We start from the raw sequence: 23,215 nt of genomic DNA, 5'->3' as shown, positions 1-23,215 counted from the left end.
AACGAGTCCAGGCGCAAACTGGATCGCACGTAATCACACGGTGGAAAAGTTGATCGAGACTGGTACTTTCGTGGTTCGATTCCACGACTCGACGTTAGGCGGCCACAGCGGTGGGGTTGCCTCCCGTACCCATCCCGAACACGGAAGATAAGCCCACCAGCGTTCCGGGGAGTACTGGAGTGCGCGAGCCTCTGGGAAACGCGGTTCGCCGCCACCATTCATACTTACATAGCCCACTGAGGAGAGACATCTCTCCCCGGTGGGCTTTCCGTATTTCTAAGCAACTGACCCACTCAGTGAACAGATAGCTTTCGCACTCTGTGAGTCGTCTGTGGCACGCTGGTAATTATCCAACTATCAGTGACTGGCTCACTGGTTGGCATCGTCCTACCCGTTATTACTCAATACATGAATTATGAATTGTATGTCGAAAGCCGCCGGGGACCCAGAACGGGCTATCAATGGTCTGCTGTCGATTGCACAACTGCTGGAAGAGCCACGCTTGGCCCGGCTCTACACGTTCGTCCTTCGTGAGGGTGAAGTGATTATCGACGATATCGTCGCTGTGTTAGAGATCCCCCGCACGACAGCGTACTCGGATATGGGGACGCTCGTCGACCTCGGTGTCGTGACCCGAGATGAAGCGCAGAAGACGCACACGTACTCTACTGTCCCGATTACGCTCACTGCAGATTTGGACGGTGACGAGTATACCGTCACTCCCACTCTCATCGAGGCTGTCGGTCGCTCACCACACGACCAAGACCTCAACCTCCTCTTGGAGAGATATGGGCTCGGCAAACTCGCGGCTGCGCTTACGTATGCCATTCCCTATACCAACGACGAGATGTCTGAACGAGTCGCAGCTCGAGAGCTTGATCTACAGCAGGCCCTCGCTATTGCGGTCTTGCATGCGCTTCAGGATGTGGTTCAACACATGGAAGCCGTTGATCCATACTTCGAGGATATTCGGAACGCTCGTGACCAACTACCATCAGCGGAGGACTAACGAGCCACTATCAGTACGCCATTCGACCCACTTCAGGGGTCGGTAGCGTGGGTCGCAGATACCGGATTTTTCATCGCCTGTGGTCGTCAGCAGGATAGTAATGTTGCTCGGGGACTGCGTCGGGTGTTTCCGTTTGGACGGTGGTATCGGGGATGCTAGATCAAGGAACTGCCTACAGTGATCACGTTGCGTGGCATTACGCGAAGTGTTGCGCCGGAACCAACCGACAACCGGTGGGTATCAGGAATCAACGGCGCTGCAAGCGTTGTCAACTACGTCTTCGCTGGGAGTACCTATGTGGGGCTCGACTGCGACGACACTATTTCACCTGCCGACAGGCACCCTAACAACTCAGCGGAACTTCGTCGCAATTCATATAATGTATGCAGAGTTAGGATCTAGTAAGCCATGTCTCGAACCACTGCCACCATTCCGGATGATCTAACGGACCTCATGGAGGGGGCGGTCAAAGCGGGCATCTTCGAAAATAAGAGCGACGCGATCCGCCATGTACTCCGTGAATACTTCGAAGAACACGAGAATGCACGGGTTGCGGCTGCTGTCTCATTGTATGAAGAGGAACGAATTACGCTTGGGACTGCTGCTCGGCTTGCTGGGTTTAACCGCTTCGAGATGCGAGACATCCTGCGTGAGGAGGGTGTTGAACTTCGATTTGGACCGGAGGATATGGATGCCGCACGCGATGAAATAGACGTGGCTCGGAATCTCGAATGACAGGTGTGCCTGCTAATGCGACGGTTCTCAATACAACTGTTCTCTCGAACTTCGCGCAGGTGGATCATATCGAACTCATAGCGGACCTGCTACGACTCGTCACGGTTCCTGCTGTCCAGATGGAACTCACTGAAGGTGTTGAAACCCATCGCTATCTCGAACGTGCAGTAACTGCGCTTGAAGAAGAAATTCCCGTCATTGAGGCATCAGCGGAGGCGCACCAAATCGAGCAGTCCCTCTTGGAAATGCTTGATCCGGGTGAGGCTCAAGCACTGGCAGTTGCAGACGACACTGATGGAACGATCGTCACTGATGATGGTATGCATGTGCGACTGCGAATCAACGGGGCATCGAACTAACTGGTTCGATTGGGCTGCTTGCCCGTTCTGTTGAGGATGATCGAATTACAGCAACGACTGCAGACACGCATCTTAAACGCTGGATTGATGAGGCTGGGTTCACTCACCTGCTCGGGATTTCGATGCGTTCCTTGACGACTAGCGCCAGTATCGGCGTGAAGCCCTGATCTTGGGGGCAGCTGAGGGGTAGTCGCTATCGACATCTCTCATATTTCGATACTCATATCGACTCGATGTCTGCGATGTGTCTGACGAAGAATTAAGTTAGAACATCCAGATTATCTGGATAATCTGGTGAGTAAAGATATGCCACATGACACAGATAATCTAGATAATCCAGATAGTACCAATATTCCAGATGATCTACCGCCGACACGGATTGCCATTTCGAATCAAAAGGGCGGCGTCGCAAAAACAACCGATGCAACATCCTCCGTGAGCACGGTGTTGAACTTCGCCTCGGGCTCGTTAACGAAGACGACGCAGCCTACGAGGTAGAGGCAACACGCGAACTCGAATTTGATGATGAGGACTCGTCTGATGAGGAGCCCCGTGCTAAATGACAGGTAACGATCTCCCAGCGAACCCGAGCGTCTTGAACACGACTGTCCTCTCGAATTTTGCGTACATCGATCAGCTGTGGATAGTTGCTGACCTTTCTGGAATCTGTACGGTACCAGTCGTTCGTGAGGAGCTTGAACACGGCGTTGCTAACACCCATATCTTCAGGAAGCACTCGATACGCTTGATGACGAAATCCCAGTTGCGGCGATTTCGGATACTGTCGCAAACAGAGAAGCCGTTGTTGGGGGCATCTCGATCCTGGGGAGCACAGGCGTTCGCTCTCGCCGACGCACACGACGGTTGACTGCTGACAGACGACGGAGATGCCCGGTCGTTTGCGAAAGCCCAGGGCGTGACCGTTGTGGGGTCGGTTGGCTCTGTTGGCTGCAATCGATGCTGGGAGGATCGATGAAGCCACTGCTGACGAGTGGCTGTCGAAGTGGATCGATGAGATCGGCTACTACGTCCCGTATCGAACGACCTCGGAGTATCGATGATGGGCTTGTTCGGAGTTCAAAACGCCTGATTAGAAATCGTCGAAGACCTGCTCAACTCAGCCGAGAACCTCGTTCACGTCGATAACGTGCTGATGGACCGGGAGTTCGATAGCCAGCACGTTCTGGAGATGATCGGCCAGTGCGGGCTCTCGTACGTCGTGCCGAAGCGGATGCAAACCAATTTCGGGTTGCGGTTCTTCTACTTCGCATTCGCGTGTCTGCTGTACTCGATTTGGCGTGCAGTAGATCTACTCGTGCAGGTCGAATTGACCGGTGAGTACGAGCACTCTCCGATGGTGACGGCAGATAATACGCTGACGCTGCTGAAAAAGGAGACAGGAATCGGATAGTGAGGTTCTCCACCCGTGATAGAGGGCCGTCTGAGTGGCAACGCTGTCGGAAGTCTCCGACATCCGCGGATATGATTGGAAGTTCGACAAGCTTGGACGTTTGGAGAGCGATCTGAGTCTGTTCCTCTTCACTAAACCTTCCGAAATCACGCATTACAGTCCCGCTAAACCCCCTGTAGTCTCAACTTCCAAGTCTGTAAGACTATATAGCGTTTGGGTGTTTATGAGACAGCGCAGGTCATAACCTCTGGATTTTCAAAGGTGTGTCGTCTGTTACAGTCTTCTGTAATGGAAATCTGGAACAGGTTCTGAAGTGTGAATCACTCCGCGCTATCTTGTCGGTGCACAGCCTATTATTTCCAGACAGATGACTGTAGCACCAGTCTGTAACAGATATCTGTTCTGAAAGTCATGGACGTTGCGATCTAAAACAACTACAGATTGATGTCTGTATCGGATCCCTGTTGCATATGATTAGTACAGATATGTGTCACAGGTAGGTGCTACGTGCTACAATTACAGACGGCGATTCCAGACCCGATCCAACTCAGTCTCTATCATAGTACAGACAACCATTACAGAAGGAAGGTACAGATAAATGGTGTAGATTAGTGGTACAGACAATTGGCCCACATGTCTGACACAGATATATGTAACAGGGATCCAAATGAGGAAGTGTATGATAACGACCGTCGTCTACGCTGAATCCGGGGGGACGTACAAAACGACTATGACAGCGAATCTCGCGGTCGCATTCAAGCGGATGGGACTTGATGTTCTCGTGATTGACTTGGACCCGCAGACTGGGAATCTTACCTCACTCTTCGACGTCGGAGAAAACCGTGGCAACCCGGACGCAGACAATCTCGTAAAACACATTCTCGAAATGCCTGATGGAGACTTTGATGACCTCATCGAGACCGCTGAGGAGGGCGTCGACGTCATTCCGAGCCACGACATGCTTGGGGATTTCACCTCAAATCTTGAGCAGAAGATTTCCTACGAAACTGGAATGAAGGGGATTTCTCGCGATGAATACCCCCGCTTTGAGTTACTATACAATCTTCTCTGGGAGCAGGAGCAATTAAACGAAAAGTACGACGCGGTCCTCATCGACCCCAACGCACGCGCTGAAGACCTCCTCTACAATGCTATCTACGCGCTTCGAACACTGGTGGCGCCCGTCAAGCCAGCTGGAAAGGGGAGTCTCAGCCTTGATGGCCTTGAGGAGATGGTCGGAAACATGGAGACTGCGTTGGACATCGAAATCGGGCTTTCGTGCGTGGTTCCATCCGGAGTCGGCCAGACGAACGCCCACAAGCAGTATCGCGATCAGTTCGAAAATACAGACGCCTTCGCAACGCCAGTCTCCATTGGGTCACGAGAAAGTTTGATGGACGCCATGTGGGAAGCCCGTGGTTCTGCATTCAAAGTAGTAGAGGAGCGGTGGAAGACCTACGAGGAAGACGGCGAGATGGTCTCGAAGAAAGGGGAGCGTAGAGTTCCCGACCGTGAACTCCAGACGCTTGATAAACTTTGGCAACTGGCGGGTTTCATTGCGACTGAGACGTTCGACGTCGACATTGATCATGAACTCGTCTTAGATATTGACGATTATGGAACCGAGACCGTAGAGTTCGACCTTCCCGCTGAACCGGAGGTGGCTGACTAATGGGGGGCGATTCATTCAAATCGGGATCGGGTAACCTCAATTTCGGAGATAACGATGAGGAAGAAGGAGACGACGAGACAGAGGAAGCCGGTGAGGAGATCGATGACACCGCAGACGAGGAGGCGGATGATCTGGAATCCAAAGAGGTCGTCTCTGAGAAAGCAGCTGACAGCCGGGACTCCCCAGAAGCGAAGAAAGCGGATAGTACCAGCGAAGAGAGTACGACGAGCAACTCGACAGCCAGCGATACTGGATCACACCAAACGAGTGGCCACAAGTATCCGTACTTCGTGCGTCGGAGCAATGTCGGGGATGAACGAGACAATCGCCTCGAGCTCTTCGCTCGCGATGAAGTCGTCTCACAAGAAGCGGAGTTTCGGAGCCAGCTCGCTTCGGAACTCGGGGCAGACGACATCGCGAAGACGGACGCCCGTGAGTATGCGCTTCTCGCGGCGTTCGACAACGTAGAGGACGTTGCAGAACTCATGAGAGGAGATGGATACGGAGAACTCGATTAATCCTAACAGCCCCAAATTACACTCGAAACAGGGTGTGTCTCACTCTCGAAAGCTGGTCACGCAATATTCTGGGTGTAATCTCAGGGATTGTGATAGACGAAGCTACTGTCTGCTGTCGTCCGACATGTCAACATCAGAGCGGCTCAGTCACAGAATCAGAGTCCCCCCATCCAATTCACAGGATAAGTAAAGTTGCTGTCTCTCAATTGGGTAGTGTTTAGTTAGTGGCATTGAGCCATCGAGCGGAAGTTTGCAACCAGCTTTCGGCGGTTTCCGGGTCGGCGTGACTGAAGCAGTTCGAAAACGACGAGGTTCGACGCTTCAACTCTCGAAAATCCGTTCGACAGCGTTCCAATTTCCGTGGGGACGTATCTGAAATCGGAGGCCAGCTCGTTGCAGTGCAGTTTGGAGGTGTTGAGCGCCATCGACGAGAAAGACAGTAGTTTCGACATCGTGCTTTTGACGAAGTTCGCGCAGGAAAATTTCTGTGAGGGTGGTCGTAGTCGTCGCAAACAGCCGAACGTGAAGCAGTACGTTCGACTGCGGATCGGCAGCGGCGTACAGCTATAGTAGCCATTGAAAGTCAATGCGCACCTGATCGCACGACGGCAGTGCGATCAGTATGTAAATCGTTTCAATTGTTACTATAGAATTGCTGATCGGTGATGCGAATCACTGTTTCGTCGAGCGCAATCTAATTCAGAGATTTCCCAGATTCTGGCTGTAGATCGGCTTTCTGAACCCAATTGTGGACGGCTTTGCGACCGCGTTGGACACCCGGATCTTCGAGTACTTCGATGGTATTCGACAACGAAAGTCCCGCAACGTGGGATTGTATACCCGATTCCATCGCCGAACGCTCCTCATGGAGCGGAATATGGTGTCCACACGGGGTATGGCGACTGCTTTCACGATTGTACCTGGGATGGGCGTTCCTCTGGCCGGAACGGGCGTGGGAGGCCCCACTAATCGGCCGATTAGTGCGTCTCGGTCTCCAGATCAAAGTCGTCGGGAGTTGCCGTTTCGACGGCGGGGAGCCGACGGATCCGTGGCCGTAGGAGGACGTAGACGGCAGTAAAGCCGAAGCCGCTCGCGGCCAGCGCCATCGTCGTCGTGGTCCCCAACGCTTCAGCAACTCCTCCACCAACGAGTGAGCCAAGCGGGAGCGTCGCTCCCGAGGCGGTTCCCTTCGTCGCAGAGGCGCGTCCAAGTAGGTCAGTCGGGAACACGCGCTGGTTCAGCGTTGCGGTGAGCACGCCCGATACGCCAACAGGAATCCACGCGAGACCGAACAGCGTGATAGTCAGTGCAGTCGTTGGCGCAAACACCGCCACGATCCAGCATACTGCACCAAGCCCCTGGGAGACGAGTTCCGTGCCGTAGGACTCCCCCAAACTCTGTGTGAACCCTATTCTTATCTACTGATGGTCCAGCACAAGCTTACGAAGAGTCCTCTTCGATAGCGGTTCAACTGACACCAGCTCCCCAATAGCAGAATAAAATAGGCTTGTGGTTACCGCTCGCTCCGGATACTCACTGGCGAGTACGTGATAATACACGCTCAGTTGCTTGCGATACTCGTCCTGTGCCCGTCGGCTTCGGTCAGTCTTGTAGTCGATTATCTCGACTCGATCGGGCGTGATGTGGACCAGGTCCACGATACCCGTAATCGAGACACGCTGGTCATCGATCTCGAGTGGCAGGATGGCATCCTCTTCGGCGTACAACTCTCCATCCAGCCCATCCAGCAGCGATTTGATGCGCTCCTCATGCGGGTTCGATGGTGAGACCGCCTCACCCAGCACATAGGCCTCTGCGAAGTCATGCACCTGTGAGCCAAAGTCCACCCCACTTGCTTCATCAGCGTCGGCCTTACCGGCATCGGCCTCCGATTCAGTAAACACGGAGTCATCCATCAGTGAATGTGGACTGTAGCCAACCGGCCCATCGGGTGTTGCAATGCTGAACGGCAGCTGTGCCTGGACTGACTCGTCGGGCTGGCTCGCTTCAATTTCTGTCGCCCCCTCGGTAAGTTCGACTGGCAGCTCAGAGAGGAACGTATTTGGATCGGCCCCACTGGCAAAAACGACGTGGCTCTCGGCTCGGGTGATGGCCACATACAGGAGCCGGCGTTCTTCGTCGTAGTTATCGGGGAGGCACTGCCGCAAGACATCGTAGCGCCAGTTATCGTAGACGTGTGGATACCGGCCTTCGTCAGCGAAGGTTTTGCGCTGTCGGAGCCCCGTCGCCTCGTCGTACTGCAGCACACCACTGGTCCGACCACGCGGCGGGAACCGCCCGTCGTTCATATTGGCCAGGATGACGATCGGATACTCCAGGCCCTTGGCGCCGTGGATCGTCTGGACCGTCACCGAATCCGTATCAGTAGTGGTGTTGATCGCGTGGGTACTCCCCTTGTCAATCGCGCGTTCGATAAACTGGATCAGGTCCCCGCGAGTGAGTGTTGTGGCGTCGTGGACGGACTGGATATGCGCCAGCAGTTCCCGTGCATAATCGCCAGTCAGCCCGTAACGATCGAAGACGCGCCGGGCCAGCGAACTTACTGCCTCAAGCTCCCGCAGAGTGTCCCGGAATTCGGTCATCGCTGGCGGGTAGTCTTCTCGCTCCAGTTGCGCATCGATCTCGTCAAGCGTGTAGCCCGCCCGCTCTAGAACAACGGCCCAGCCACGGTCGCCATCGGATTCGACGATCCGCAGCCACGCCAGCAGTAGCTTCGCGGGGTCACTGCGGTACAGTTCGACTTCCCCGTCGTAGGCCATCGGGAGCCCGTGCTCCTCGGCTGCAGTCAGTAGTTCTCGTCCGTAATCGCGTGTTCTGGTCAGGACCGCAATATCGCCGTGGCTCGGGGTTGTGGGGTCGCCGTTCTCGTCTTCAATCCGGTAGTCGTCGCTATCGACAATTGACTGGATCCTGGCCAGTACCGCCTCGTGTTCATCCTCATGCTGAACGGCCTCGATGCTGGTCTCGTCGAAGGTGGCATTCGAGGACAGCGAGTCGATGTCGACGGGCTCATCGATTGTTTCCGAGCTGGTCGCTGGCGTGGTCAATGCATTTGTCGAGAAGTCAAGCAGTGTCTGTGTCGATCGGTAGTTCTCCGTTAGTTCGATGTATGTTATCCCATCCGTCCCGAATTCGACCTGCTCGGAATCAGCGTTCAACTCGCTCCGGAATCGCTTCAGCCGGGAATCGAACTCCGCGATGTTCTCGACGGCGGCGTACTGGAACGAGTAGATGCTCTGTTTCCAGTCGCCCACGACACAGAGATTGTCCGTCTCAGCGAGCAGCAGCGCCAGCTTGAACTGAATCTCACTGGAGTCCTGGAACTCATCGACCATCACGTACTCGAACCCGACGCGGTCACGCAGCGCTGGCTCCTCGCACAGTGCCACGAAAGCAAACAGCTGGAGGAACCCGAAGTTCAGGTAGTTCCGTTCCAGGGCGAACTCCAGATACTCGAAGTAACAGTCGTGAACGAATGCCAGTAGCTCATTCCGATCCTCTTCAAAGACCTCGCGAGCGACGCTATCGTCGAGTTCCTTGGTTCCCCGGCCACCCCGAAGCTCCGATTTGGAAGGAGCCGCCGAGCGGTAGGTTTTGTTCGTCCCGAACCGCGAGAGATCGTCCCGGAGCGGGGACTGCTTGCGCCCATCGTTGCGGGCCTGATTTTGGGCATCGAAATACTGCTTGAACAGCTCGTAGTCCCCCAGCAGATGTTGTTTCTCCTCTCGATACCAGCCATCTGCAGTCGGGAAGATACCCTTCGCAGCGAGTTCGTTAATGAGCGAGAGCGGCTCGGTAGGTTCTGAGAGTGCCCGAAAGATGTCGTTGTACTCAGGATGGCGATCCCGGAACTGCCCGAAGAACTCACGGAACAGCTCATTCTCGAGTTGGCTATCCTCAAGGATCTGGGTACCGCCAGTGATTCGGTCGTCGATGCCCAGATGCGTCGGGGCGCGATAGCCGTGCTCGTCGAGCAGGTCGTGACAGTACGAGTGGAACGTCTGGATCGGTGCGTCGGCCAGCTCACGCATTCCGTACGAACAGTGCTCGACGATGCGCTCACGCATCTCGGTGGCCGCACTGCGGGTGAAGGTAACCAGCAGGATGTCTTCTGGCTCGACGTCGGGCTGGTCGACGATGTTCGCATACCGGCGTGTGATGGCGAAGGTCTTGCCGGTGCCAGCACCGGCGTCGACATGGTAGATCCCCTCGGTCTCATCGATCAGCTGTTGCTGGGCCTCGTTCGGTGTGTCGTCACTCATCGGCTGCCCTCCAGGAACATATCGCGATGATCGATCCGGCGATAGTTGGGTTCGCCACCCAGCCCCTCAATCGGGAATCGCTCCTCGCCCGCCCGGTAGCGATTGATCTCGGTCAGTCGGTCGGCGACGAATTCCTCGAACTGGTCGAGATCATCTTTGAAGAAGTTGCGCTTCCTGACGCCGTTGAGCGCTCGAATCGCCTGGTCAGCCCCTTTCTCGGCATCGACGTCGTCGCTGGTTTCTTGACGCACGGCCTTGGCAAATCGGTCGGCGAAGTCAGACTCCCGTAATGCCGACCGCTCCGTCGTGTCCGGGAACGTGAGGTCTGTCATGATATCGCTGTAGCCCCCGAAGCCAAGCTCCTCGAAGGTCGCCACGCAGTCCTTGTAGCCATCCAAGAGGACCTCGTACGCCGGGCGCGTCCCGACGAACTCGTCGAATGACTGCGGGTAGTAGGAGACTATTGTCAGCGTATCATCCACAGCCGCGTCGCCGGTGATCGCATCGTCGAGCGTTTCGAGGAAGTGGAAGAACGAGAAGGATAGCTCCGCGTTTGGCTGGTGTGTACGGAACTGTGCCAGGTAGGCGATTGCCTGATAGTTGATTGTATCATTGGGCGGGTCCATCGCAGCCTGTTTACAGACATCGTAGGCTGATTTCTTCGACCCGCTCTTGTAGTCGAGCAGGGCTGTGGGTCCCTCCACGAGGTCGATTTTCCCGTTGATACCGAGGTCCGGGTTGGTGAACTGGCGTTCGGTAAGCGGCGAGTCCACGGGGCGGTCGAAATACGATGCGAAGAAGTTCTCATCGGGCTCCCCGGCCGGGGGCAGATCGGCAGGTGCCGTCGGTGGATTGGCATCCAGATATTCGACGATGGTTTCCAGCCCGATCCGATACTGGCGTCGGCGTAACATTCGGTCCGTCTCAGGGTAGAAGGGTTTGGCTTCCTCGAGCATGACATCGACCACCTCCGAGAGCGTGTCTGTGTCGATGATCTCGGGATAGTTGACGTAGAACTCCGCGAAGTCATGGAACAGATTCCCCTCGCGGAAATAGTCCTTGTCGGGGGAATCGACCAGCCGGCTGAAAAGATACTCCCGTGGGCTGTTGACGAAATTGTTGAGACTGGTCTGGCTGATCGTTTCGATGGGTGCCGACTCGACCGGGGGTTCGACGGCCGTTTTCGCAAAGCCATCACGGTCACCATCGACCGTCCGTTCATACCTGACTGATTCGAGGTCGCTGAATCGCTCAAAGGGCTCTTCGAGGAGTTCCTCGAAGTAGAGACACGGCGTCACCGGTTGGCCCCCAGCGGTATCCTCGACCAGATAGTACTGGTCGCTGCCGCTCTGGATTAGTCGCTGAAAGCGGCGGATATACCGATCGAACTGCGCCTCCGTGTCGACCCAGGGGCGCTGTGGAGCACTGTTGGTCCAGCCCTCGTCAAGCCCGAGAAAGAACACGGCCTGTCGGTCGACGTAGCCGGCAGATTTGGCATCTGCGAGTAACACGCCCTCGTTTTCTCTGTCCACTGGGACCTCGTAGAAATCCAGATAGAAGGCCAGATCACTAACCCGCGATTCGGTGACCACAGTGTCGTGGAGCCCGAGCGACTCGAGTTCGTCCCGGAGACGGTCCAGTGTTCGGCCGGCTTTCGATTCGTAGGCCGTGAGGAGCGAGCCAAAGGTTCGGTCCCCGATCGTCTCGCACACCTCCGTAATCCACGCGGTTGCTGGCAGGTCGGTCGCTGCCAGCCGTTTCTCACTGTGCTCAATATCAACATCGGTCCCAAGTCGTGACAGTATCGGGGCGATATCGCTGACAGTCGTCTCGGAACCACGATAGGCGACGCGCAAGAGCCGCAGTACTGCTCGCACATCGAGGTCATCGATGAACCCCGGTCCTCCATAGTAGGGAATATCTGCCGCTTCAAGCGCAGATTCGACCAGCGGAGAGTACTGGCTCGAACTATCCAGCACCACTGCGACATTATCAGCCGACTCCTCGTCGATGGTATCCACGACCGCGTCGACAATCGCCGATGGGGACCTGAAGATGTTGAACGCCGGATAGTCGAAGGTGTCGTCAGTCAACAGGGGATACGTGTCATACTCCGCTGGCAGGATCGATCGTTCGAGTTCAGTGAACTCCGGGAGCCCAACGACGGCAACCGACTGGTCCGCGTCAACCGTGAACTCTGTCAGCTGTTGTGACGTCGACTGGCGTGCGGCGAGCCTGTCCACCACAGTGCGCGTGGTGGGATCGTCGTAGGCTGGATACTCCAGGATCCCCGCGGCCTGTCCGTGGTGCTCCCAGCACTGGAGGACGTTCCCGATAGCGTAGGACAGAGCTTTCCACGAGTCGTCGACAGTGTCGGCGAGTTCCAGAAACGCCGTCCGGTCTTCGGCCTGCTCGCGCCGCCCAGCGGCCAGTCGGCGTGGAGTGGTTGCAAACGTCCCGAACTGTGGCCGGTCGAGCCGGCGGTTGAGGGCGCTCGCAAGCGGGGCCTCAGGAACCAAGACGAGATCATAGTCGGCGACCGATGTATACAGATCCGCAAGTGATCTTGCACGCTGAATAGGCACACTGGTAGGAGTATAACCAGTGGCAAAAAGATGGCTCCATTTCAGCGGTTATTCAGCGTCCACGTTCCTGGTTCGCCAGTCCGAAAAGGGCGCAAAAATATCAGTTTCGTCAAAGCGTTCGATACACGGGACCTCGTAGGGGTGCAACTCAACAACCCGGTCGCGAGGATCGGGATACCGGTCGGCTGTCGTCTTCGCCAGAAGGATTTCCTCAGCATCGGTATGGATTTCGCCCTCCCATCGATATATCGAGTCACAGGCCACACGGTTCACACACGCTGCAAGTCGTTCCTCAACGAGTGTCTGCGCGATCTCCGTTGCAGCCTCTTGTGGAGCTGTGATATAGATCGTCGGCATCAGTTACTGCATTGGGATACACGTATATCAGAACTCCCGCTGCTCGACTTGCGACAGAGTTAGACCGACAGAGGAAGCGTCGCCACGCGGACAGCAAATACCCTCTGACGCTCGCAGCAGTTGAACCACTACGCTCGGTCTTGCCAATGCGGCATCCCCACAGACGCTTCTGAATTAGGACGGTGTACCGTCCACAGAATCGTAGATGTGATAGCACCGAAACATCGGTGTTCCGTAAGAACGGTAAGGTTCTCACCGTGTCAGGATTGGCATGGCTCGCTGGTCGATCCCACTACTCTTCACTGCTGGGGGCGATACCGAGCCAGACCGCGATATATCGATACGCAAAGACAATGCCGAGGATAATCACCATTTCAATCCAGAATGAAATCTCACCCACAGCCGCTTGAAGCACTTCAAGGATGAAAAACACCAGAAGTAATAACGCAATATAGTACAGCGCGAGTTCCGGCAGTTGGTCTTTGTCCATGCATTCCATACGACGGGACCCCTCTCAAACTCTTTCCTCTACGCCGACAGGGTCAGCTACAATCGAACACAGTCCGGCCGGAAGGATCGAAAACCGGCGACGAGGGTCGATCGCCTTCCGTGCGTCACCGTGACTTTGTACAGCGAACGCCGCCACGAGCGGAATCACATCGGCTTCGAGAGCATCTCGGTGGAACGCATCACGTCGATTTTCGGGAATTTCGCGCAACTGGTTCGCATCGCAGTTGCGAGTTCTCGACGGACACCGTAGAACCTGGGAGTGGTCCGCACAGTCGACCAGTGGTTCTCTAAATCGCTGACCCGAACGGTCGTCCCCTCGATAGATGTCGGCTCAAAGCCGAAGAATTTCTGCTCTATGACCGTCGTGATGCGAAACAAGGCGCTGTGAATCACCCGGCTTTGTGTCCGGGTCGTGTGACGACGTACACCGTCCGGGAGACCTGTTCGGTCAGCCTGTGGTAGCTGAGAGCGCTGTAGTAGCTATTGTTGGTACTCGCTGACGCAGAATCCGTTACCCTCGGGATCTGACATCACTGTCCAAGTGGCGGTGTGCGTTTCGTATTCTTCGGTCTTGGTTTCGCGGACAGACCCACCTATGTTACAGAGTTGTTCGACTGTCTCCCTTCGATTCTCGGTTGAGACATCAAGATGAATGGGGAGATCTCGCTCCGTTCCTTTCGGTTGTTCTTTGAACAGCAAATCCGGACCATCTCCAGGCAGGTCAACGATTTCAGGTTCAAGCGATTCTGGCAGCTCACGTCGTGTACCTCCGAGAGCGACTGACCAGAACTCTGCCAGTTGTTCCACTTCATCACAAGCAAAGGTAATAAATTGTACGCTTGGCATGCACTTTGGTTATATTCCGGAGGGTAAAAACACCTATTGGATACGGAAAGTACTACCACGACTATCACCGGGAAATCCTCTGGGGAGACCGGTAACCCTGTATCTTAATGAGGTGAAGGTGGACCGATTGTGTAGTATTATTGATAACCCGAATAATTCGCTGAATGAATGATTGACTGACGCAGGAATAGAGTATAGATAAGGGTGAAGACATTCCCCTCTGGTAACAGGATACCGTAATCAAATTCCCCACCACTCTACATATGTAACCAGATGGTTTCAAGAAATACATTAATGTGGATGACTGGATACCTGCTCTACCTGCTCTCGGCGGCTGTGATGGCATTACCACAGACGACTGGCTCCAAATCAGGTGCAGTACTGCTAATAGCAGCGGCAATCGTCGGTCATATTCTGTCTGGATTGCGGGTACGGTATTTTCGATAACGCCCGGGGACCTATTACCGAGGTGTCCGGATTCACAACGACGGCTAACTCGGCAGTAGCCGATCCAAAACGACACTCGTCCCGTCCTCGGTCCGGGGCACTGCATTCTCTAGCACGTTCTCGTCATTTTCGTCGACGTCGAGAATACCGGTTTCGACGAGACGGGGACTGTCCTCCCGTTCGGCGGTGAGGGTCAGGCACAGCTGGCCGTCGACCTTCCCACCGACAACCGAGATCGTCGCAACTTCGTCGGGAAACGTGACGGTTGTCCAGCCATTGGGTTTCCGGACCTGCAACTCAGTCATCACCTCTTCTTATCGCGGCAAGCAGTATCAGCACTCTGGCTGGCATCCGAGCCATTTTGTGTCTCCCTCGGAGCCAGAGGAGAGCATGAGTACCACAGCGCCTTCCTTCGAGGAGTATGACTTCGACCGCGGTGACCACGTCAGAACTGACTGGACCGACGGAAACGGCCCACTCGATGCAGTCGTCGGAACCGTTGCAGAAATTTCGTGTTCCGGCGGCAACGTGATCGTCGCTGTCGAGGCTGACGACGACCAGTATCCCGACCGCTCGATCTACGGCGGGACCCATGATTGCGCTCCCGAGTGGGTCGAACCGATAGAGAAATCATAGTCTGACAGCAAGGGAACTCGCCCGTATTTTGTGAGCCTCCGCCGGGTGAGGGGGTTCCCGAACATGAGTCCCGAACAGCGGTCCGTCGACGAATACCCGGTGGCAATCGGCAGGCAATGTCACCGGCGCACTTTTTCAACCGCCACTATAAGTGGTACATATAACTCTCACAACAGATGATTCTCGGGAGTTTACCCGTTCCGATCCGACTGATGATCAGAATCACTGTCATCGCCACGATCTAAGTTTATGTTCCGGTCGGAGAGACATGTCAACGCGGTACCTGAGAGTTCTATCTGGAATGATGTGCCGTCATCGAGAGACTCCGAGACCGTCTTTCCTGTCAGTAGCCTCTCTGTCTCATCTGCATCAAGCGTGACCGTGTCTCCCTCTCGTGAGCCGGTCGGCATTTTGGAGTCAGCGCCGCTGGCGAACTGGTCCTTGTATGCCGCGTACTCGGCGGAGAATCCGAGAAGCGATGCCGTCCGCTTCCCGACCCGACCAGAGTAGAGTATAAACATGAGGAAGCCGATGTAGATTGGGAATCCCGTCGTCATCGCACTTCCCCCATTCACCTCGTGATAAGAGAGAATACTAAGCAGGATGGGGACGGCGAACAGTAACCCGATACCGGTACTAATTATGACCAGTTGAAACGATCGGGTGATAAGCGTGTCCCACTGCAATCGCTGTCCAAGTTTGATTCCCAGTATTCCTCCCATCAGGAGCAAGTATAGTCCTAATATTGACAGAATATCTGAGGAATTCTGCTCGTATACTATTGCGCCTACCGAGAGGCGATGATAGGGTGCTTCGACCTGCGTTATTTTGTACGCTGCAGAGCTTGAGAGGTAAAAATCGTGTTCACTCCACTCCTCTGGGGGGCTCTCATCTGGGTGGCCGAACAGTGTTATGGGCGGACCTCGATCTGTTATGGACAAATCTCGCTCTATCTTCGCTCCGATTACGCGCCGAACCGACGGAGGGACATCTTGATACTGGAGGGTGTTATTGTTAGTAACCGCGGATGTTTCCTCCAGTTTCACATGCTTGTTTGTTCCCTCAACCGCGCGTTCAGATTCGATCTCGTATGCTATGTAGCTACTCGCCAGTAAACCAGAGATCAAGAGTGTAACGAAAGCTAGATACGAGAACCACGACAGGGCGGACTTGATTTTGTCGTTAATCCGACTACGCTCCATGTCATCACTATCGCCTACTGTTGCACTTGAAATACCATGTGTGATGGTAAAACATACAGTCGGACTTGTCTATCTATCACCCACACCCGCGGTAAACGGCGATATTCCCCTCGCTGATTTATCTGGCGAATGCAACCAAATACTGGTCTCGTGGATGGCCCTCCTATCGAGTTCGTGTCCGAAAACGGCGATTAAAACCCCCGCAAGATGGGCCGCAACTGAATCGTCCCAACGCTTGCTCTCTTCCCAAGGCGAGGGTGCGTCACCCCCGCCCCGTTCGCCGTAGCGAGGTCCTTGCGGACTACTCGCGCTTAAGCTGCAAGACGCGAACCGCGATGGACAATGTCGTCAGGACTGTCGTCACAGTCCACATTGCCATCTTCACTGCGCCGCAGCCCGCGAAGAGCGTTCCAAGCATCTTGCGGGGTTGGTGACAGAACGTCACCAGTGTATTGAAAGACAGCCTGCCCTAAAGCGTTATTGGTGACAGTGCCGCTGCTCAAAAATCTAATACACAGGGAAGTGAAAGTCACCTCCCCGCAGATGCTTGGAACATTCGTACATACTGCCCACCCAGTGATATAATTTATGCCACTATTGCATACTGCGATGCTCAGACAAACCTACGGAACGGGAACCTGCAGGTCCAGCAGTGATACGATTGGAGCAGCACACATCCGAGAAACCCAGCTGCTGTCACTGTCGCTACAGTCGCCGATATCGTAGGGCCGAACTTCTGGAGTCCGTGACCCACTCGCGACCTGAACAACACAAATACCACAAGAGTACCGAATCCGTTCCTACACCACCTCACGCCGCCGTTCGTACTCGTCACGCTCCAGTGCCCACTTGTATGTACTTCCGGGCGCCGGGTTACCAAGCCACGCCAGAAACCGCTCGGTCGCATCGAAGGGTAATGCCAGCCGCCGATCCCACACCGTCACCTCGTAGCCCTGCTCGACGAGCGCTTGCTCGCATGTCGTCGGTGATCGTCCAAGTGGCCCGTGGCCGCGTCGAGTCTCCGGACCACACTAACCCACCGTCATAGGCGTACCAGATGCACGCAATCGGTTTTGTTAGCGTCCAGTCTAATGGTGGCCGATCTATCCAATACGTCGTTGCGCCGGCTTGATCGACACCTCCACTTTTGTTGAATAGTGTGTAATGTTTACATGAGTAGCGATAATTTCCAGACTACCCCTGGCGGTGTGCGACCCCGCGCCGGGATCTGTTGGGAGAATCCAGCGACGGCGCGAGTGCCTGAGTTGAACTGATAGGGAAATCCTAGTCTGACGGCAAGGGAACTCGCCCGTATTTTGTGAGCCTCTGCAAGATGAGAGGCGTTCCAGAGAAACCCGATCAGCCATACTCAAACAGGCACGCAATCCAGACCAGTACCAAGGTTGCCCTGTCACACCTGTTGTGACCACTGGAATCGCTGTGGTCGCTCCGTTCGTGTTACGACCACTCACTACACTCCTGACAACAGGGGGTCGCTCCCGGTTCCTGCAGCTAGGAAACAGCGGCGTCGACGGCGGCAGGGCACGTACCACCGCGTCCAGTAGCGTTGGTTCAGTGTCGGTTCGTGTCCTATCCGACGTGTGTCACAGGGTTAGGGGGTGGACTCCACCACAACGGGTGTGACGCCACGTGTGGCGGCTTTGTGGTCGCTGTTCTCCAACAAATCGAGACCGATGTAGCGTTTTTCGAGCAGCCCTTCGGCTGTTGCCATATCCATCGCGAGGATCTCAGTTTGGGTCTGATCCCGTCCGACCTGTCGGGTTTTCTCGACAACGTCGTCGCCGCCGATGTCAACCAGTGTCTCCCAGACGCGCTTGATCGTCTGGCGATGGGGTTCCTTCCCGAGTTCGGCGGTGAGGGCTGTCTGAAGGTCTGCTTTGGTCATGAACACGCCGCTGCCGTCGGTTCGTGTCGTGGCAAATTCCGGCCAGCGCTTGGCGATGCTGATGGCGCGGTAGGTGTTCTGGCGGTTCGAGCGCTCGACGAACATGGTCTTGACTTTCGATTGGCGGCAGTTCGCGAAGAAATCCAGCGGCGAGGTGCTGGGTTCGATGCCCTCTGGCAGCTCCTCGGCGTCTTCCTGCTGGTCGGTGTCGGCTTCGAGTTGCTGGGCTTTGGCGATGGCGCTCTTCGCGACATCGCGGGTGGTCTCCTGTTGTGCTTCGAGATCGTCGAGGCGCTGGTTGTTCGTGGCGGCGTCACCGACAGCCGTGGTGGCAACCTCGTGGGTCTGTTCGAGGTCGGCCTCTAGTTCGGTGACGCGTTCGTGGAGGTCATCGATAGTCGCGACCAGTGTCTCAAGAACACTCGAAACGAGGGGTGACATGCCGTCGCCGAGGTCGTTGACGAGCGCCTGGAGTGCGTCGGTATCCGTCTCAGCCTGTCCGATATCCATGTCGAGGTGGTCGGCGAGGACTTGGTCGGTCTCGTTGTCGTCGTTGGGGTTTGTTTGTCGTGGCATTGTGACCACAGGACCCGTGCTCGGAATCGAACCGAGCGGTGCTGACCACAGCACGGGCTGTCGGTGACGTAGCTGGCGCTCTCTAGGCGAGCGGTTGGCTCGTGGCAACCCCGCTCCGTCTAGTGGATTTGTGTCGTGGCACTGCGCCGGCGACGAGCAGTCTGTATGCGCTGTCGTCGTCCGGACCAGCGTGGTACTGGGTTCACCGGTCGCGCTCCGCTGGTGGCAGTGGTACAGTCGTGGCTGGGACCGGAGTGGGTGCTATGGTGGGTCACGTTTCGATCACTGCTCGGCGCTCGATGGCGACATCGTGGGCGTGGTCCCCGTGATGGTACTGGTCGTAGTAGTTCTCGATGGAGGGGAAGTCAGCCGTCCATTCGGTGTAATGTTCGAGGTCGCCGACGTGGTAGTGGAGTCGCCACTGGGCTGTGTCTGATGACGCTGTCTCGGTGGCAGGTTCCGGTGATGGATCAGCGCGGGCCATCAGTCATCCCCTCCTGCGAATGGCTCAGGACGGCTGCTCTCGCGTTCAACCAGCGCACAATCTGTGACCGGAACGGTGAACGACATCAGCTCGCCAGTCTGACCGATTGCGTCGACCAGCCGTCGGCGCGTGGTCGTGTCTGGTTCAGACGCCTGCAACCGACGGAGCGGTTCTGTCGTGAGGTCGGCCAGTAACACGCCCGTGACGTGTTCGTCGTCGACAGTACGGACCAGCAACAGCGGGTTACTATTGGTGGTCGTAATGGCGACGATCTCGCCGACGGTCGGGTGGGTAGTCATCGCCCCACCTCCCAATAGAGTGAGCAATTGATGGGGCGTTGATACCCACTCGGAAACGCAGTACCGGATAACTGATGGCCAAAACGACTTTTATGTGTACTTACCAATGAATCGGATGAGTTCCCGAGGCCGGAGTGACTGTCAGTGGTGCCAATCGGAGGTAGTAGTTGGTCCGGATCCGGAACTCGGTGTCGGGGCCGATGAGCTCGAATGGTGGCGGAAGCGCTAGCTTCAGTACGGCTGTCCCCCGGCTGGCCACCATTCTGTCGCCGGTACGCTTGCGGCTGTGTCGTACTCCATGAGCGGACAAACTGTGAGTCTGAGTCACAACTGTTTTTGATACCAACTCCATACCGGTCGGTTGGGTACTGGTCTCTATTCCATCCCCCCATGGACCCACCCCGAATCATCGATTTGCCCGAGGCCAGAACCCGTCGTCGTGGATGACGACTTCCGGTGGTGCGTTGCACGCCACTTCCTACACCCCCCAGCAGCCCACCACTTTCATACCACGACCCACTCTCCTGACGAGTCAGTTGTCTACGTGGCAGTGAGACTGGAGGTTGCTGGCATCGGGCCGACTGGTACGAGGATAATACCGGTGCTTGCTTGCGATTCGACGGAAACCGCAAGCGATTTTATTCCGAATCGTGCTATCTTCAGTTGGGTTCTGGTCCCCGCTCAGCATCCCCATAGGACCCATCTGATTCATCAAGTAGTCTGGGTCCAGAACCCGTCGCCGATTCAGGCGACGCTGAATGGGCTGTGATACGCCATTTCCCCGTGGCTGTCCCCCATTCTTCTCCTGAGATGACTGGTGCCAGTGTGTAGTCTGGTTCCGATATGCGGAATTACGTCTCTGAGTATGGACTCCACCGGAGTCTGAGTGGGCAGCGAATCGGGCAGCTGGAGGCTTGAGACTGCATGACAGGGGCAAATTAAAATTAATTAGGAGGAGTGCATAGCGTAGATACGGGTTCTGATCCCCGCTACAGGCTGGATCCCAGGATGGTTTCAGTTGGGCCATGCCGTGAACAGGGTCCAGAACCCGCCCGTGCCTCTGACAGACGGGTGGCAAATTCTGTGCCCGTTGCCACCCCACACTCGCCTTCGGGTAGCTGTATAAAAGCCGCGTGATATCAGAGCCACGGGAGTGTACAGGTACCGTCACTGTTGGGCACCTCTGGTCAGACGGGGCTGCTCGCAGAGTTGTGTGAGCGTCTCGGCGTGTTGGTGGAGCCCTTGTCTGCCAGCGTCAGTCAGCGTATACTCGTTGGTGCGCGCGTCGAGTTCGTCGCGGTTGATGAGGTTCTGTTCGACGAGTCGGTTGAGATTCTGGTAAAGGCGGCTGTGGTTGATCGGGTCGGCGTAGCGCTCGTCGAGATAGTCCTTGAGCGCGAGGCCATACGGATCATCGTCGACGGCGGCGATGGCTTCCAGGAGGTCGCGCTGGAAGCCCGTCAGGTCGTGGTAGGTCGTCATCGGTCGCCTCCGGTGGTATGCATCTGGCCACAGCTGGGACGTGACTTGGCAAGAGTCTGGGGCGCGCGTGACCGGAAGTGGATTTTTGGCGTCCGATTTTCGTCTCTGGCCCGCTGTGGCGTGTTCGTGGGCCGCTCAGTCGATGACCGGAAAATGACCGGAAGTGACTGGAAGTACCGCCGTCTGGTGGTTTCCGAATGACCGGAAGTGCCGGTCGGTGGCGAGCGATGCGACTCTTCGTGGGTGGGCTTGCCGGTTGTCATGGGTTCAGTGCGACGCTGTGTGCGAGAGTAGGCGTCGCTTATTTCGTGATGTTACACCCGACACCCATAATACTTGCTCTAGAAGAACACTTGTAGAGAGACATTACTATGTCCGAACCGACCAAAATGCTCTCAAAGTGTCTAAGCCCGGACCAGACCCAACGGTCACCAAAATCGACGTTTTGAAAGAAATTAGGCTAGCTTATCCACCGGTTCAGGCCCCTAAAGGTCTCGCTGAACGGCTGGAGATTAGTAATACGGCAGTCAGCAATAAGCTAAAAGATATGGAGGAAAACGGGTGGGTCGAATCAGAACGTGTGGGGCGTGCCCGGGTATATTGGATAACAGATGATGGGCGAGCTCAGTTAGATCCAGAGTTCTCGTCAGGCAACCAGTAGACAACTGCATTTCCTACTTTATGACGTTCTATTCGAACTTCAGGCCCCATTGATTGCAAACGCTGTCGGATTCGAGTTTTAGATAGTCCAACCCGCGTGGCAATGTCTGAGGTAGTTACAAACGGTTTCTCCACATCCTCAAAGCATTCGAGTAGTTCTTTATCACTGACTTTCCGCTCTGGGCCTCGGGTAGACATCTTGTCTCATTCGATAGTTGTTTTTCTAGGGCAATAGTTTTTTGTTTGTCTAGCCCAACAGTACAAGTAGGAACACACGCGCCGCTGGTCGATTTCTCACGAAATCGCCCCGGTGCTGTAACACCGAGGCGCGTGGTTCCGGGAAAGAACCAATGGCAACTACGCAATCCAATCCACAAGAACGTACCGCACGCGAACTACTCACGCAAGGCCGCCCACTCTTCCTTGGCGTCGACGGCGAGGGTGCAGCGCATTACTGGGACAGCTACGAGTTCGCCGTGGCTGTTGTTTCGGCCAATGGTGACGCCGAGAAGGTTGTGCTGGCAGAGACGCCCTTTGAGACGCTCTCGGAGTGGTGTGAATACACGCGCTCGGAGCGTGGCTGGGACATTGGTCCGCATATCGGTGGGTCGCTGGTTGGTGATCTTGTCCGGGCGGTGGAAGCATGAGCGAGGTTTCGGTCGCCGACGCGAACGGCTTCGTCTACGAGCCCGTCCGTGGTCCCAAGCGGAAGATCGAGTTCGAACCGCGGTCAGATGGTGAGTTCGAGCGCATCGAGGCCGTCTGGAACGGCTGTTAGTGGCGTGTGACTGGCCGAGAGGTTGTGACGACGATGCGGCGGATTTGAGCGCTGGACTCTACATTGTTACCGCTTAAGATCAATACTTCGCCTTTGAGGATGTCCAAACTGCCTATTCGTCTTGTGAGGAGAAGTCATGTCGCTTGTACAGCATGGACAAATTTCTGTGGATCGTTGATATTGCGAGCGATGATTCGAGAGGTCCCTGTATCGCCTGCTGATTCCAGCCTGACGTGCCCAACAGAAATCAGTCGTTCAATGGGCGACTTATTCAATTCGATACCCTGAATCCGGTCTCTGGGCATCGTTCGCTCCTTCTTTTTTAATAACTGATAGCCTACGATTACCCGGCCAGAAGTAACGTAGTACTTTGTCAGCGAGTTACGCCATAGCTGGACAATTCCCACGGAGTACATCGCGATCCCCAAAAAGAATGCACCAGCTGGGTACGCAACTGGAA

Annotated in this window: 20 protein-coding genes, 1 rRNA gene and 7 pseudogenes; 12 read left to right on the top strand and 16 right to left on the bottom strand. The window is 55.6% G+C overall.

Going from position 1 to position 23,215, the window contains the following annotated elements:
• The first annotated feature begins 94 nt into the window (after positions 1-94).
• The 9 genes and pseudogenes from rrf (at position 95) to GJ630_RS10045 (ending at position 5,704) form a co-directional block, all read left to right on the top strand.
• Positions 95-217: ribosomal RNA gene (rrf, locus tag GJ630_RS10085) — 5S ribosomal RNA — on the top strand.
• Between the two features lie 207 nt (positions 218-424).
• On the top strand, positions 425-1,009 hold the full coding sequence (locus GJ630_RS10080; protein WP_014030573.1) for a helix-turn-helix domain-containing protein: 585 nt from the start codon (positions 425-427) through the stop codon (positions 1,007-1,009).
• 408 nt (positions 1,010-1,417) lie between these two features.
• Positions 1,418-1,744 (top strand): UPF0175 family protein, encoded by a 327-nt coding sequence (locus GJ630_RS10075; protein ID WP_014030574.1) that lies wholly within the window; start codon positions 1,418-1,420, stop codon positions 1,742-1,744.
• Entirely contained in the window at positions 1,741-2,103 is a 363-nt protein-coding gene (locus GJ630_RS10070; protein ID WP_252718778.1) for a hypothetical protein, read from the top strand. The genes GJ630_RS10075 and GJ630_RS10070 overlap by 4 nt, the downstream gene beginning before the upstream one ends.
• A 425-nt stretch (positions 2,104-2,528) precedes the next feature.
• A pseudogene (locus tag GJ630_RS20420) lies at positions 2,529-2,666 on the top strand (UPF0175 family protein); the annotation flags it as partial.
• Positions 2,663-3,164, top strand: a pseudogene (locus GJ630_RS20560) (twitching motility protein PilT). The pseudogenes GJ630_RS20420 and GJ630_RS20560, both read left to right, overlap by 4 nt.
• 32 nt (positions 3,165-3,196) lie before the next feature.
• Positions 3,197-3,514 (top strand): annotated as a pseudogene (locus GJ630_RS10055) (hypothetical protein); the annotation flags it as partial.
• 679 nt (positions 3,515-4,193) lie between these two features.
• The gene (locus tag GJ630_RS10050) at positions 4,194-5,186 is read left to right on the top strand and encodes a ParA family protein (protein ID WP_014030579.1); all 993 of its coding nucleotides are present in this window, start codon (positions 4,194-4,196) and stop codon (positions 5,184-5,186) included.
• Positions 5,186-5,704 carry a hypothetical protein gene (locus tag GJ630_RS10045; protein WP_014030580.1) on the top strand — a complete coding sequence of 173 codons (519 nt, stop codon included), beginning with the start codon at positions 5,186-5,188 and terminating at the stop codon, positions 5,702-5,704. Before GJ630_RS10050 ends, GJ630_RS10045 begins: the two co-directional genes overlap by 1 nt.
• 217 nt (positions 5,705-5,921) lie before the next feature.
• On the opposite strand, the pseudogene GJ630_RS10040 reads toward GJ630_RS10045, so the two are convergent.
• From GJ630_RS10040 to GJ630_RS09995, 10 genes and pseudogenes are all read right to left on the bottom strand, one after another.
• Positions 5,922-6,554, bottom strand: a pseudogene (locus GJ630_RS10040) (IS6 family transposase).
• A gap of 127 nt (positions 6,555-6,681) precedes the next feature.
• Positions 6,682-7,095: pseudogene (locus tag GJ630_RS10035) on the bottom strand (MFS transporter); the annotation flags it as partial.
• A gap of 27 nt (positions 7,096-7,122) precedes the next feature.
• Positions 7,123-9,987 carry a UvrD-helicase domain-containing protein gene (locus tag GJ630_RS10030; protein WP_191449833.1) on the bottom strand — a complete coding sequence of 955 codons (2,865 nt, stop codon included), beginning with the start codon at positions 9,985-9,987 and terminating at the stop codon, positions 7,123-7,125.
• Entirely contained in the window at positions 9,984-12,572 is a 2,589-nt protein-coding gene (locus tag GJ630_RS10025; protein ID WP_371727343.1) for a PD-(D/E)XK nuclease family protein, read from the bottom strand. The genes GJ630_RS10030 and GJ630_RS10025 overlap by 4 nt, the downstream gene beginning before the upstream one ends.
• A 48-nt stretch (positions 12,573-12,620) precedes the next feature.
• The gene (cutA, locus tag GJ630_RS10020) at positions 12,621-12,929 is read right to left on the bottom strand and encodes a divalent-cation tolerance protein CutA (RefSeq protein WP_191449832.1); all 309 of its coding nucleotides are present in this window, start codon (positions 12,927-12,929) and stop codon (positions 12,621-12,623) included.
• 292 nt (positions 12,930-13,221) lie between these two features.
• On the bottom strand, positions 13,222-13,419 hold the full coding sequence (locus GJ630_RS10015; RefSeq protein WP_225308227.1) for a hypothetical protein: 198 nt from the start codon (positions 13,417-13,419) through the stop codon (positions 13,222-13,224).
• 105 nt (positions 13,420-13,524) lie between these two features.
• Positions 13,525-13,659, bottom strand: a pseudogene (locus GJ630_RS20555) (hypothetical protein); the annotation flags it as partial.
• Positions 13,647-13,918 (bottom strand): annotated as a pseudogene (locus tag GJ630_RS20050) (transcriptional regulator); the annotation flags it as partial. The pseudogenes GJ630_RS20050 and GJ630_RS20555, both read right to left, overlap by 13 nt.
• A 1-nt stretch (position 13,919) precedes the next feature.
• The gene (locus GJ630_RS10000; protein WP_023842880.1) at positions 13,920-14,285 is read right to left on the bottom strand and encodes a VOC family protein; all 366 of its coding nucleotides are present in this window, start codon (positions 14,283-14,285) and stop codon (positions 13,920-13,922) included.
• 491 nt (positions 14,286-14,776) lie between these two features.
• A complete protein-coding gene (locus GJ630_RS09995) occupies positions 14,777-15,037 on the bottom strand; it encodes a hypothetical protein (RefSeq protein ID WP_064288215.1) in 261 nt (86 codons plus the stop codon).
• A gap of 85 nt (positions 15,038-15,122) precedes the next feature.
• Between GJ630_RS09995 and GJ630_RS09990 the strand changes: the two genes are divergently transcribed.
• Entirely contained in the window at positions 15,123-15,368 is a 246-nt protein-coding gene (locus GJ630_RS09990; RefSeq protein ID WP_191449831.1) for a hypothetical protein, read from the top strand.
• Positions 15,369-15,559: 191 nt separating this feature from the next.
• Here the strand turns inward: GJ630_RS09990 and GJ630_RS09985 are convergent, their stop codons facing one another.
• From GJ630_RS09985 to GJ630_RS09965, 5 genes are all read right to left on the bottom strand, one after another.
• Entirely contained in the window at positions 15,560-16,414 is an 855-nt protein-coding gene (locus GJ630_RS09985) for a hypothetical protein (RefSeq protein ID WP_217284527.1), read from the bottom strand.
• A gap of 1,768 nt (positions 16,415-18,182) precedes the next feature.
• Positions 18,183-19,052 carry a hypothetical protein gene (locus GJ630_RS09980; protein WP_191449830.1) on the bottom strand — a complete coding sequence of 290 codons (870 nt, stop codon included), beginning with the start codon at positions 19,050-19,052 and terminating at the stop codon, positions 18,183-18,185.
• A 271-nt stretch (positions 19,053-19,323) separates the two neighbouring features.
• Entirely contained in the window at positions 19,324-19,536 is a 213-nt protein-coding gene (locus tag GJ630_RS09975; RefSeq protein ID WP_014030594.1) for a hypothetical protein, read from the bottom strand.
• The gene (locus GJ630_RS09970; protein ID WP_146418398.1) at positions 19,536-19,835 is read right to left on the bottom strand and encodes a hypothetical protein; all 300 of its coding nucleotides are present in this window, start codon (positions 19,833-19,835) and stop codon (positions 19,536-19,538) included. Before GJ630_RS09970 ends, GJ630_RS09975 begins: the two co-directional genes overlap by 1 nt.
• Before the next feature lie 1,167 nt (positions 19,836-21,002).
• The gene (locus tag GJ630_RS09965) at positions 21,003-21,317 is read right to left on the bottom strand and encodes a PadR family transcriptional regulator (RefSeq protein WP_191449829.1); all 315 of its coding nucleotides are present in this window, start codon (positions 21,315-21,317) and stop codon (positions 21,003-21,005) included.
• A 1,010-nt stretch (positions 21,318-22,327) separates the two neighbouring features.
• On the opposite strand from GJ630_RS09965, the gene GJ630_RS09950 reads away from it, so the two are divergent.
• Together GJ630_RS09950 and GJ630_RS20320 are read left to right on the top strand one after the other, a co-directional pair.
• A complete protein-coding gene (locus GJ630_RS09950) occupies positions 22,328-22,624 on the top strand; it encodes a hypothetical protein (protein WP_191449828.1) in 297 nt (98 codons plus the stop codon).
• Positions 22,621-22,755 (top strand): hypothetical protein, encoded by a 135-nt coding sequence (locus GJ630_RS20320; RefSeq protein WP_256369590.1) that lies wholly within the window; start codon positions 22,621-22,623, stop codon positions 22,753-22,755. The genes GJ630_RS09950 and GJ630_RS20320 overlap by 4 nt, the downstream gene beginning before the upstream one ends.
• Positions 22,756-22,889: 134 nt before the next feature.
• Here GJ630_RS20320 and GJ630_RS20550 read toward each other — a convergent pair whose 3' ends face one another.
• Positions 22,890-23,171, bottom strand: a complete 282-nt coding sequence (locus GJ630_RS20550) for a PH domain-containing protein (RefSeq protein WP_371727349.1) — start codon at positions 23,169-23,171, stop codon at positions 22,890-22,892.
• Between the last annotated feature and the right edge of the window lie 44 nt (positions 23,172-23,215).

Source organism: Haloarcula sp. CBA1122, from assembly GCF_009741785.1.
GTDB lineage: Archaea > Halobacteriota > Halobacteria > Halobacteriales > Haloarculaceae > Haloarcula > Haloarcula hispanica.
This window is presented reverse-complemented; position numbering and strand designations above follow the sequence as displayed.